Annotated in this window: 14 protein-coding genes; 3 read left to right on the top strand and 11 right to left on the bottom strand. The window is 51.7% G+C overall.

The window, feature by feature from the left end; genetic code table 11:
• Positions 1-48 precede the first annotated feature (48 nt).
• The 6 genes from J8X26_RS03400 to J8X26_RS03375 form a co-directional block, all read right to left on the bottom strand.
• Entirely contained in the window at positions 49-237 is a 189-nt protein-coding gene (locus tag J8X26_RS03400) for a hypothetical protein (protein WP_208950171.1), read from the bottom strand.
• Positions 230-859, bottom strand: a complete 630-nt coding sequence (locus tag J8X26_RS27965; RefSeq protein ID WP_307803313.1) for a host cell division inhibitor Icd-like protein — start codon at positions 857-859, stop codon at positions 230-232. Before J8X26_RS27965 ends, J8X26_RS03400 begins: the two co-directional genes overlap by 8 nt.
• Before the next feature lie 115 nt (positions 860-974).
• Positions 975-1,187, bottom strand: a complete 213-nt coding sequence (locus J8X26_RS03390) for an AlpA family transcriptional regulator (protein WP_208950170.1) — start codon at positions 1,185-1,187, stop codon at positions 975-977.
• A 102-nt stretch (positions 1,188-1,289) separates the two neighbouring features.
• Complete coding sequence (locus J8X26_RS03385; RefSeq protein WP_208950169.1) at positions 1,290-2,024, bottom strand: hypothetical protein; 735 nt, start codon at positions 2,022-2,024, stop codon at positions 1,290-1,292.
• Entirely contained in the window at positions 2,017-3,294 is a 1,278-nt protein-coding gene (locus J8X26_RS03380) for a site-specific integrase (RefSeq protein ID WP_208950168.1), read from the bottom strand. The genes J8X26_RS03385 and J8X26_RS03380 overlap by 8 nt, the downstream gene beginning before the upstream one ends.
• A gap of 187 nt (positions 3,295-3,481) precedes the next feature.
• Positions 3,482-4,345, bottom strand: a complete 864-nt coding sequence (locus J8X26_RS03375) for a YicC/YloC family endoribonuclease (protein WP_152324970.1) — start codon at positions 4,343-4,345, stop codon at positions 3,482-3,484.
• Between the two features lie 126 nt (positions 4,346-4,471).
• Here J8X26_RS03375 and rph point away from each other — a divergent pair, with 126 nt between their 5' ends.
• From rph to J8X26_RS03360, 3 genes are all read left to right on the top strand, one after another.
• A complete protein-coding gene (gene rph / locus J8X26_RS03370) occupies positions 4,472-5,188 on the top strand; it encodes a ribonuclease PH (RefSeq protein WP_152324971.1) in 717 nt (238 codons plus the stop codon).
• Between the two features lie 198 nt (positions 5,189-5,386).
• Positions 5,387-5,893, top strand: coding sequence for a hypothetical protein (locus J8X26_RS03365; RefSeq protein ID WP_208950167.1), 507 nt, complete (start codon positions 5,387-5,389; stop codon positions 5,891-5,893).
• 114 nt (positions 5,894-6,007) lie between these two features.
• The gene (locus tag J8X26_RS03360; RefSeq protein ID WP_208950166.1) at positions 6,008-6,265 is read left to right on the top strand and encodes a hypothetical protein; all 258 of its coding nucleotides are present in this window, start codon (positions 6,008-6,010) and stop codon (positions 6,263-6,265) included.
• Between the two features lie 258 nt (positions 6,266-6,523).
• Here the strand turns inward: J8X26_RS03360 and J8X26_RS03355 are convergent, their stop codons facing one another.
• From J8X26_RS03355 to J8X26_RS03335, 5 genes are read right to left on the bottom strand one after another with little or no spacing between them, the layout of a single operon-like run.
• Positions 6,524-8,248 (bottom strand): hypothetical protein, encoded by a 1,725-nt coding sequence (locus J8X26_RS03355; RefSeq protein ID WP_208950165.1) that lies wholly within the window; start codon positions 8,246-8,248, stop codon positions 6,524-6,526.
• 7 nt (positions 8,249-8,255) lie between these two features.
• Positions 8,256-8,786: a hypothetical protein gene (locus tag J8X26_RS03350; protein ID WP_208950164.1), complete on the bottom strand. Its 531-nt coding sequence runs from the start codon at positions 8,784-8,786 to the stop codon at positions 8,256-8,258.
• Entirely contained in the window at positions 8,758-9,483 is a 726-nt protein-coding gene (locus J8X26_RS03345; RefSeq protein WP_208950163.1) for a hypothetical protein, read from the bottom strand. The genes J8X26_RS03350 and J8X26_RS03345 overlap by 29 nt, the downstream gene beginning before the upstream one ends.
• On the bottom strand, positions 9,483-10,028 hold the full coding sequence (locus J8X26_RS03340; RefSeq protein ID WP_208950162.1) for a tail fiber assembly protein: 546 nt from the start codon (positions 10,026-10,028) through the stop codon (positions 9,483-9,485). The genes J8X26_RS03345 and J8X26_RS03340 overlap by 1 nt, the downstream gene beginning before the upstream one ends.
• Complete coding sequence (locus J8X26_RS03335; protein ID WP_208950161.1) at positions 10,025-11,821, bottom strand: phage tail protein; 1,797 nt, start codon at positions 11,819-11,821, stop codon at positions 10,025-10,027. The genes J8X26_RS03340 and J8X26_RS03335 overlap by 4 nt, the downstream gene beginning before the upstream one ends.
• Between the last annotated feature and the right edge of the window lie 3 nt (positions 11,822-11,824).

Raw genomic sequence — 11,824 nt, 5'->3', positions numbered from 1 at the left:
CGACGTTGCCGCGCAGCTCGCGCGCTTTTGCTGTCAGGGTTTGCAGGTTCATTGTTGCGCCTCCGTTGCTTCATCCTGCGCCTTGCTGGTCAGGCGGGTAATGGCGTCAATCAGACTGTAGGCAAGTTCGCGCTCGCTGTCTTCATAGAGAAACATTGCGGCCTGAGCCAGTGCATCAATTTTATCAATGACACCTTCCAGATAAGTGGCTCTCGGTAACTGAACGTCATTACGCATGGTGCACCTCCGCAGGCAGACGGGCGGTAAAGACCATCACAAAGCCAGCGGGTGACATTTCACGCGCTGCGTGTTCGTCAGGTGCAGTGATGTGAATAATCGCGCTGCCAGTTGCGCAAAGAGCTAGGAAGCGGAAACGGTACTGAAATTTCGAGTGAGTTTGGGTATGATTCTTCATAGCTGCCTCGTTACTTGCGTTAACGTTGGTGGTGAGACGCCCCGGTACTGTTCCACCAGTTCGGGGCGTTGTTTTTATAGGCTTACACATGTTAGTGTATATACCTATTTGAGTTAACAATAAACCTATAGGCATATGCATGTCAATAACTCGTGACAAACAACCTAAAGGCGGAGGGAAGTCCCCAATGCTTCCGATCCGCATACCAGCAGAGCTACGCAAACAATTCGATGATCTGGCGATGGAAGAAAACACCAGTACCAGTAATTGGCTAAAAGAATTAGGGCGTTCTGAATTACGAAAACGCGGCATCGAGCCAAAAGGCTGATTTTGACCACCGCAAGCTGGCTTGATATTATCGCCAGTGTTGGCACAGCAGACCTCAGCAATACGTTCACAGAAGCGCTCCGGCAATGGGGCGCTTTTTCTTTGGGCGCCATTCATCGTTCCCCTCCTAAATAGCTGTTTTGAAGGTGTGCGAACCCCTGCCTGTGAGGGCAATTTTTCATCTTCATATTGATGTCCGGGTTTTAGTTTACTGAATGTGGTTTCTGTTTATTCAGATAGAGTTGCGGCGTTTTTCCAGCCATTGATTGATTTCGACAGCATCGAATGCAGTTATCTTTTCTCCAAGCTTTGTAGGCTTCGGTAAGGTTCCATTGCGAACCCAACGATCGAGAGTTGCTACGCTGATGCCAAGCATTACAGCCATACGATAACGACGGATATAACCAGTTGTTGGAATTGCGGATTGTTCTTTCATGTTTCCCATTACCTCTGAATGACGCCCTATGCGCCGTAATGGGGTTAATTGAAGAGCTAAAAGCTACGAAGCACCAGAATGCTTAACCGGCTATGCGGGGGGAGCAGCCGGTTAAGCATCAGGCGAGAGTACGAGGGAAAAACTAGTGTATGCCTTAGGTTTGGGTGGCTGAATTTTCTGTTTCTTTATCCAATCATTTAGGGTGTCGATGCTTACCTGCCCATTAAAGTGATTGCGAAGGTTCACACACATCGATTTTTTGCTGGCAGCTGGATATTTTTCCCATGTTAATGCTGCTATACGCATCGCTTCCGCATAGTGTGGGTTTCTTGGTTTCGATGATCGTAGTGACTGCTTGTAATTAGAAACTACAGAGCTTCCGTAATGAATGAATTTTAATTGGCCGAGCTTCATTTCCTCATTATAAAAAGCTGTTTCTAATAACGATTTAGCTATGTCATCAAACCCTAAAAAGTACATGATGCATGACGAGATCATCATGTTTTGAGACTCTTTAAGGCTTAGGGAGCCTGAAAACCTATTACCATTTGGAATCCCATCCCTTGTAACTTCTTGCGCTATCCGATTATTAATGCCTGACTCTGCCATGTCTTTAATCATTGCATTAATTTTCTCTGCCGATATTTCTGAGCGTAAGAAAAATTTCTGCGATTGGTTCCATTGCTGTAAATCTTCGAGGGAAAACGAACTGACTAAAAAGCCAAGGGTTCCATCTTCATCTTCCGCAATTAAGAACTGCGCATTTTTCGAAACTTCCGCAGCATCATCATAAATTCTGCGATTTACCAAGTTTACATAATCAACAGCTGGATGATTTCTATTCACCTTTAATTCCTGCTTTTATCTTGATAAATGGCGTTACGTTGTATTCTTCCCCATGATCCAACGCCACCAACAAATGAACCCATTGCGCTAGCGCCGCTTTGCGCTCCTCAAAATACTGGTGGCGGTTATATATGCCCTCAACGCCCTTTATTCGGTGGTTCAGACAGCGTTCAGCAACTACAGGATCAACTCCAAGCGCAGCTAAGTGTGTGCGGGCTGTGCGCCTGAAATCGTGGATTGTGAAGTTTGGTACATCTGGCATTTCAGCCCGAACTTTTGCCAGCGCTACGGGTAGGGTGCTTTCCTGAATATGGGGGATCATACGATGTTGCATCTTCCTGGCTGGCAGCACCCATTTACTGTTACATGAGAAAGTGTGCAGCTCACGCAGCCATTCCACTGCTGGCGCTGGTAACGGTATATCGATGGCGTCTCCGTTCTTACTGCGTTCTTCTGGCAGGTGCCAGATTGCTGCTTCAAGGTCGAACTCTTCCCAGCGGGCTGCGCACAGCTCCATTTTTCGCACACAAAGCGCCAGCAATAATTTAAACGTAATTTCATTCTGTCGGCTAAATCCCTTAGCCATGCGCATACCGGCAAAAAACTGAATTAACTCGTCACGGGTTAGCCAGCGGTCACGGCTAATCTCTCTCCCGCCAGCGTCGGACACCTCAAAAGCTGAGCATGGGTTAATTTCTAATGCGTGGCGCTTGATGCCGTAATCGAATATGCGGCGTGTCCAGCGTAGAACATCTGTTGCTATGGTAGGCGCTCCACGGTCAACGATAGCTTTTAGCATGTCGTCAATGTGGCGCGGTTTCACATCTTCAACCTTCATGTTGCCGATATGGGGGTTTATGTCTTTGTCGATGCGACGGCGCAAGATATCTGGGTGCTTCCAACGTGGCAGGATCTGACGCTCAAAGTATTCAGCGGCCAGCACTGAAACGCGCATAGCGTTCTTCTCGGCTTCCATCTTCGCAAGTGCTTCGGTTTTTCGCTCTTGTTTCTCGCCTGCCACGTCATAACCCAGTGACACACGCGCTGAAAGCTCTTTGGCGGTCTCTCTAGCTTTTGAAAGGGATAGTTCAGCATACGAACCCATCAGCATTGCGCGGGATTTCCCCGCCAGCTTGTATCTGAATCTCCACGATGGGCTTTTATCTGCCGGGCGGAATCTCAGGTACAGGCCGCCGCCATCTGCACGGCCTTCAAAACGTTCTCCGGCCTTTATCCATGCCCGGATCTGCATGTCTGTGAGTTTTGGCATAGTGATTACCTGAACATTGAATGATGGGGTGTACCCAAATTGATGTACACAAAACTCATTGGGTACACCTTTGGGTACACGCATATCATGCGCTTTAGTGCTTCTTTATGATAGTTCATGACAATAAAAAAGCCCGACATTATGCGGGCTTTATGGTTTTTGCGTCTTTGTGATGGTTCTTAAATATTTACTCGATATTCTGGATCTGTTCGCGCATTTGTTCGATAAGGACTTTCAGCTCGATGGCGGATGTTGTGACATCGGCATTGATCGATTTGGATGCCAGCGTGTTCGACTCGCGGTTAAATTCCTGCATCATGAAATCAAGACGACGGCCGACCGCCTCATCTTTCTTCATGATTTTATGCGTTTCTTTAACGTGCGCTTCCAGACGGTCCAGCTCTTCTGCAACATCAACACGCTGCGCCATCAGAACCAGTTCCTGCTCCAGACGGGTATTTTCCAGCTGTACCTGCGCGTCTTCCAGCTTGCTGACCAGACGCTCGCGCTGCCATTGCAGGATATTGGGCATCTGGGCACGGACTTTGATGACTTCTGCGCTAACGCCATCAAGGCGTTGTTCGATCATTGTTTTCAGTGCGGCGCCTTCGCTTTCGCGGGCAGCGATGAAATCATCGAGAGCTGTTTCCAGCGCGAGCAGCAGTTCAGTGCTGATTGCATCCAGATCCTGCTCTTCGGCCAGCATGACACCCGGCCAGCGCAGAACTTCCAGCGGATTAATCTCGCCTTCGTCGCTTTGCATTTTTACCCATTGCGCCGCTTCAACCAGCTGTTTCGCCAGTTTTTCATTCAGTTGCAGAGTGCTTTGCGCGCCCGGATCGAGATCAAAACGCAGATTACATTCGACTTTACCGCGGGTCAGCCGGGCACGAATGCGCTCGCGAATAACCGGCTCCAGGCTGCGAAATTGCTCTGGCAGACGGATGTAAGTTTCGAGATAACGTTGGTTTACCGAGCGAAGTTCCCACGCGGCGCTGCCCCAGTCACCCTTAATTTCGCGTCGGGCATAAGCGGTCATACTACGGATCATGTATGCGTACCTGTTAATGTAAAGATGCAGCGATTATAGCCCCGGTAAGCGGGTCATGATAGGCATTACCTCGCGAAGTCCGTATAATGCGCAGCCAAACACGATTCGCGACCCGGAGAACTATCCATGCGTCCAGCAGGCAGAAATGCACAACAAGTACGCCCCGTAACACTGACCCGCCATTACACTAAACACGCTGAAGGTTCCGTGCTGGTGGAGTTTGGTGATACCAAAGTGCTGTGTACCGCGACGGTCGAAGAAGGCGTTCCGCGTTTCCTGAAAGGTCAGGGACAAGGTTGGATCACGGCTGAATACGGTATGCTGCCACGCTCCACGCACAGCCGTAATGCGCGTGAAGCCGCGAAAGGCAAACAAGGCGGTCGTACCCTTGAAATTCAGCGTCTGATTGCCCGCTCATTGCGTGCGGCAGTGGATCTCAAAAAACTGGGTGAATTCACCATCACGCTGGACTGCGATGTTTTGCAGGCTGACGGCGGCACGCGTACTGCGTCCATTTCCGGAGCCTGTGTGGCGCTGGCAGATGCACTGAACGCGCTGGTAGCAGCGGGTAAACTGAAAGCCAATCCGATGAAAGGGATGGTTGCCGCCGTCTCTGTGGGTATTGTCAAAGGCGAAGCGCTTTGCGACCTTGAGTATGTCGAAGATTCGGCAGCTGAAACGGACATGAACGTCGTGATGATGGAAGATGGCCGCATGATTGAAGTGCAGGGCACCGCAGAAGGCGAGCCGTTCAGTCATGAGGAGTTGCTCAGTTTACTGGCCCTCGCCAGAGGGGGCATCGACACTATCTTCCAGGCGCAGAAAGCGGCGCTGGCGGAATAATTTTTTAAGGCGACTGAGAAGTCGCTCTAAATCGAGTCTAGTAGACTGAAATAAAAGGATTTATTTCTAGCGATGTCCACATCGTGACCATGTCGACATTAAAAGCCCCGCTTGCGGGGCTTTTTCTTTCTCTAGATAGCATGAATCGTTAATATTCGTATTGCTTTAAAAAACCACGTTTAAAAAAGGAATTCTCATATGGCAATGTTGAAATGCAAAGAATGCAAAAAGGAAGTATCGGCAAAGGCTAAGGTGTGTCCGCATTGTGGTGTTAAAGACCCAGGTTTCAGCGCAAAAGACGCCTTCAAAGGTTTCATTTTTTTGGCTGTGCTGGTTGGAGCTGGCTATTGGTATTTTAGTGGTGGCGATGATGCAGCGAAGGAACTTCCAAAAGTGAAAGTTTGTGCGTCGAATGACGGGCAATGTGTTTTTGATGCCCATCTTGTTGATGCCATTATGGAATGTAAAGACCCCATCCAAAGCCGGTCAAAATATGATTATGAATGGACGAATGGCGCATTTGGTAATATTTTCAGCCGTTACATTAACGAGCCAGAAAAGAACCAAATAACCTACCTGGGAGATACACTTAAATTCACAAATGGCTTTAACGCAAAAGTGAACATGACTTATTCATGCATCCTCGATACAAAATCAAACAAGCTTGTTGACTATGTAGTAACCGAAGGTCGACTACCTAAATAACTAAGTCGAGAAAATAGCCCCGTTCGCGGGGCTTTTCTTTGCTGCGAATCTTGTGACGGAATCATCACGGATTACGGCAAATGACCACGGATAACGCGCCGGTGATAACGGATAGTGACGCGATCCTATTCGGATCCAACGCGCAAAGTTTTGCAAAAAATAATTTCTGTTATTTCCCGGCCAGCCCTTGCGGCGCAAGGCTTCCCGCGATTCTCTCAATTTCCCACGGTGCTGACCGCTCGTCAGTTTGATCGTGACGGAAAGCAAAGAGATCCAATTAAAAACAATCAGTTAAACAAATGGTTAGCCGGTGACCCCTCGGTGTTTTTTGCAAAACTCTGCAAAACCTTGCGCAGTGTGCAAAACCAGTGAAAGCACAAAACCCCAGTCGCCGCGCGGGCTGGCGGGGTGGTTTGCACAAAATTTCTTTTGCAAAATTTTTATGATCCAAATCGTGCAGGCGGGTGCGGTGTAGCGCCGTTTCCGTCTCGGATGCGATTCCGTGTACGTGTTTCTGTTGCGGCTGTGGGGCGTGGTTAGACGAACGAAAAGAAGGCCGAACGGTGTCGGCCTTGGGTTATTGCGCTTCGTGGTGGGCGTTACAGATCGTTTTACGCGTGGAGGGAAAAATCAGGCAATTATTGGGCCGTATTTGTTCCGTAGGGTGTCGGTTTTCTCTGCTATGGCAGTGAACTGGCTCGCCTGCTGGCTGGCCCCGGTGTCCGGGTGTGTATGGGTGGCGACCAATTTCGCCAGCTCGTTGACAACGTCCAGCGTGTCGGTCAGAAGGGTTAACACGTTGATTTCATCTGTGCCCAGTTTAACGGACGGCGCAATCAGCTGTTGCGCCTGGGCGACGCTGCGGCGAATGCCGGTTATTTTCTCAGTAAGCGCAGCGCCGACCGATAGCATCATGTTGCCGGTGATGTTGTCTTCCAGATTGGCACCAATGTCGCGTTTAACGTTCGCCGCAATTTTGACGGTCGCATCTTTCCCGCTCGTCATGGTCAGGTTTCCCGATGTGCCGACGCAGTAATCGCCTTCGCTGACGTGCGTCACCGCACCGGCCAGAAGGGTGGACGTGCCCAGCACGGTGGTTTTATCCGTGGCCTGAACGGTGGTTTCCCTGGCTACCAGTTTGCGGGTTTCGTCGTCGGCGTTTATTTCCCTGCTCATGGAGTTTTCGCGGATGGTCTGGTCTGTCTGGCGTTCCCAGTCACCAGCGACGGTGACGCGTTGCGATACCCCGTCGCGTTGCTGTTGCAGCTGTTCGCCCGGTTTTACTGCTGGCAGGTTCTGGCCCTGCGGCATACTTTGGCGCACAAACGGCTTATCCGGGCGTCCATCGGTGAAACCCACTTCCACCAGTGTGCCAGGCGGCGGAAATTGGAACATCCCGGATTCACTTCCGGCCATCGGTACCGGCAGCGGCACGGCAGGATAAACCGGCGTGTCGGCTGCGGGATTGCCGTCAGCGTCAAGCAGTTGCAAATCGACCGCATAGCGCGGGCGGAATGGGTCGGCAATGTTTCCGCTGCTGACGTCTTCGCTCGGTGATTCCACGCGGGCAAATTTTGGCAGGTGCAGACCGGAAGCCAGTTCAGGGAATACGCCTTCAACCTGGCGTTGTATTGGCGTTTTCTGCAATGGCTGGCCGGTGGTTTTGTTACGCGGTTGCCAGGTGATCGCCATGTCGTCATTTTCCAGGCGTACCAGGTTAAGGCGCTGGCCGTTAACCTCCGCGCCTGGTCGTAAGCTCTGAATCATGGGCACGGTCATGGAGTTACCGCCCGCCGTGGCCTGGCTGAATTCTCCGGGGATTTCCACCGATTTGCCCGCAAACATGCTGTGCTGTGCAGCGCCGACAAAGACGCCGCCGTCAGGCAGCTGGTACCAGAGATAATCCGTGATGCCAAACGCTTTGCCCAGGTTAGCGAAAAGCTGGTACCCGGTGCCGCTGTGGGTGAAATGGGGGATTGGCTTATCTGCATAGCTGGCCCCGGCTGGCGGCGAGACGGTCAGCCCGGATTGTTCGCTTATCCAGTCGGTAATCTGTCGCAGGGTCGGATGCTGAAATGAACACGGCCACAGTTTATCGAATATGCCGATAAGTTCCCGGACAAAAAGACGCTGGGCGCCGTTCTCTGCGGGCTGTGACCTTTCGACATAACCGGTAAACCAGCGGAGGACTAATCCGTCGTAACCGATATCAAGGCGCACCATCTTGCCGGTGTAGTCGGTTTCCGTTGTGGCGGTAATAAATCCCCGACCGCACGCATTCAGTTCTAACACCAGATTGCTGTCGACCAATGGGATCGGATCACTGGACAGATATAAACGTTTTATCGGTTTCATGGCTCAGTTATCCCAACGCATCGTTAACAGGTTTCAGGACTTTTTCTTCAAACCAGCTCATTTTGTCCGGGCTTTCGTCAGCTGACTCGCCACCGGCGCCGGTTTGTTTTGTGCTGGCAGTTTTATTTGCACTCCGCGCCTGGCGTTTCTCCGGGACACTGCCTTTTTCGCGCAGGGTGAAACTGACTTGCCAGGCGAGGCGGTCTTCCTGGGGAACGGCGTCAATCTGGCCGGTGAACGTGCCTTCACGAAAGTTTATGGCCGTCGCGGTTTCATGCGCGACCCGGTAGGTTTTTAGCGCTCCGCTAGATTCGGTCGCCGATGCAATTTGAAAAAGGCGCTGTAATACGGCCTGGTCGTCAAACGTGATTAACCCGGAAACGCGCAGCTCTTTGGCTTTTATTCCCTGCTCGGCATTGGCCGTGCTGGACGTCTGGCCGGACTGGTCTTTTTCCTGGAATTGCATAGACGGCGAAACCAGCATGTTTTGCATCGAAATGCCCTCACCATCAAGGGCGAGAAGCGCGGTCTGGCTCATGTAACATCTTCTCCAAATCGGCGAGGGAATCCCCGGTGAACATCATCGCAGCGGTATGCACGGCGGTGGTTTGCGGAATATCTTTCAGTAGTTCAATGGCGCCGGTGATGTGATTGCCGCTGTGCGTAAATGCCCACACTTTGGCGCTGGCCCCTTTCAGGTCGTCAAGTGCCAGGCTGACGGATGAAAGCAAGTCGGCGCGGGCCTGGATAAATTCGGTGACCTGCTTTTGCAATCCGGCTGTTCCTGTGCTGACTGCGGCAGCCAGCTGCGCGGCGGCAACGCGCTGGGCATTTACGGCTGCCCGGTTTGTCGGTACGGACAACGGCGCGGCGGCGGGCAGGGCGTTGGTAACTTTTGCCGGGAGCTGCATTTTTACCGTGCTAAGTTCGGCGGCGGCCTTTGCCATCCTGCTGACCTGTGTAAACGCCGGGGCTGGAAATACGGCGGCCAGGCTGTTTAATCCCTGGATAAAATCATCATGCGTATTTTCGGCAATCATCAGGACAATCACATCGCCGCTGGCCCCGCTGGTGGTCAGCTTTTTGGCGAGATAGCCTAGCGCATTGGCCGGGCTAAGGTAACCGCCTGAATCAGCCGATTGTCCCAGACCGTAAACCCAGGGATGTGCCGGCACGATGGCGCACGAAAGCGGGGCCATATCGTCGGCAATCTGGATTATCGACTCTTGCCACATTACTGCGGTGCCTCCGGCCAGGTGATATCCGGCGCGGCGGACAAGTCCAGCCGGTTCAGCGCGACGCGGTATTTTTTCCAGGCCGTCAGGCTCGCCCGTTCTTCGTCGGTGGCGTCGTCAATATCAACGGCATCTTGCAAAGGGGCGATTTTCAGCGCGGCTTCGGCCTGTAAGTTGTCGCGGGTAACTGTTGCCTGTTCGGTCAGTTCGTCGGCGGTGTAGGTATGCGCGATTATTTTCTTGCCGTCGAAAACCCAGCGCTCGCGTAATGTTTCAGGGGCGAAACCTTCGGGAATGACGTCAACTTCCGCCACGCTTTGCCCCTTCGGCCAAAGAGTTGATGCGTCATAGCTCGCCATACGAATAATGCCGCTGTCATCAAAAATGATTTTTAGCGTATCGGCTGAAAATTTCTTAACCAACTGATACCAGTCGTTACCCTGCGGGTCGCCGATAAACTTAACGCCGCGTGTTGTGGCTAACGCTGTTTCATCTTGCGTCAGGTTCTCGCGTGGTGAAAAAGGGCCGTAAATTTTAGCTTTCATGTGTAGCTCACCGTATACCAAGTGTTATTAATTAATTTTTGTAGCTGACGGACGCGTATCCAATAATTTGAACTTCCTGAGTCTTTGAAGGAGGTCATTACCCCGCCGTCAACATGCTCATTGTTCGACCGCTCCTGGAATTCAGCCGATGTCCCGAAACGCATATCCTGAACTATGTTAGGCTGGGGATTGTTGGGGCTATAAACGCGTTGACCTTTCTCGAATATCCCACCGGTGTCAGTGTTAATATCCCCCTGGGCCGAAATATCGCCAGTCCCTGAGAAGTTGATATATCCGCTTTGTTCGCTGTTATTCGAGTTGACCGTCCGAAAATGAAATCCGCCCACGCCCCCACCACGGTTATTAATAAAATCAGATTCACCTTGCCCGCCCGTTTCATTCCAGCCGATGAAAGTTCCCTGAACTTCTTTTCCTGGGTTAGGGGGTTGGGTAGCGCTCAGATACGTTGCATTTACATAGCCGCTGACGTTTCCCCCTGACTGGGGATAGGCTCCTACCTGGCCGTAATTGGGTGGGTTTTTTGTCGTAAAAAAGGCGCCCTGGTCAGTGTTATCAACGGTCGCGTATATTTTTCCGTCGATTGCCCAATCCATATAAATACGATGCGCACTATCGTGATGAAGCCCGCCATTGGCCTGGACGGCAGCATAGTTGCCGACTTTATCAAGCCCAATATTGGCACCCGTCAGTGAGATATCTTTTGTGCCGTCGAATTCGACACCAGCAATTTTGCGGGTCGTTTCTAACTTTTTGGCTGCGACCGCAGTACCCCCGGAAGGCAGCGCCCCAACGTCATCTGGGGCAAGATTAATATCATCAGACAATGGTTTTTTGTTGACTGTCCGGCTTGTCGGGACGCCGTTTAACGTTTTGAGGGCTGTGGCTGGGTTAGCGATATCGGTAAGGTTTTTGTCCTTACGTAAAAAGGTTTGGTCAGCCAAAGAGCCTTTCGGACGTAAATCGGTGATTGTGCCTGCGGCGTCAATGCTTGCCAGTGCAAACACGTAATGCGCGACGCCGTCAGTAGTGTGGTTTTCCAGCGTATCCGCAACTGTGAAGGTGATCGCCGTTTTGTAGGCGCTGGTCAACGTGCCCTGGTAACACACATCTGCCCAGACTGTTGTCGGTTTGGCCGACACGGCGACGTTTTGATTTGCCGCCAGTTCGGCACGCAAACCGCCCACATACCCCAGCCCCTTGGTCACGAAATATTGCGAACCGGTTTTTGCGACCAAAAAGCCATTATCGAAAAATGCACCGGCGCCGTAGATATCCAGCGCCGCCAGGCGGTCGGCTTCATCCATGCCCGCCAGACGGGCGGTAAAATCAATCTGCCAGGTTTCGGCGGGTGTCGTGATATTGGTAGATGCCTGGGCGCCGCTGTATTCCATCAACATGGAGCGCACCAGGACGTTGCCCTGTTGGCCGCTGGCGTTCTGGATTTTGCGCTGGGTTGGCGCATGAATAATCATGGCAAGTGTGCCGCTGGCCTTGTTGGTCAGCCCTATCCAGTTGAAATCGAAATCCCCGACGTCGGCGCCCATCGTGACGGAATACACCACGGCATTGGCATTGACTACGCCGGTTTTGCTGACGGCCTGGCGGTATACGATTTTGTCGGTCGGAATGGCCTCGGTGTTTTCAATGGGCTTGGTGACGTCCAGGTCGGGCACGAAAGCGAAAATAAATTCATCCAGCGTAACGGGCTGGTTGTCTGCGGCTTGCTGGGCTTTCCACTCAACAAAGGCTTGTGTAATGACGGTTTGTGACATGGT

The organism is Rahnella sp. ChDrAdgB13, assembly GCF_017655185.1.
Lineage (GTDB): Bacteria > Pseudomonadota > Gammaproteobacteria > Enterobacterales > Enterobacteriaceae > Rahnella > Rahnella contaminans.
This window is presented reverse-complemented; position numbering and strand designations above follow the sequence as displayed.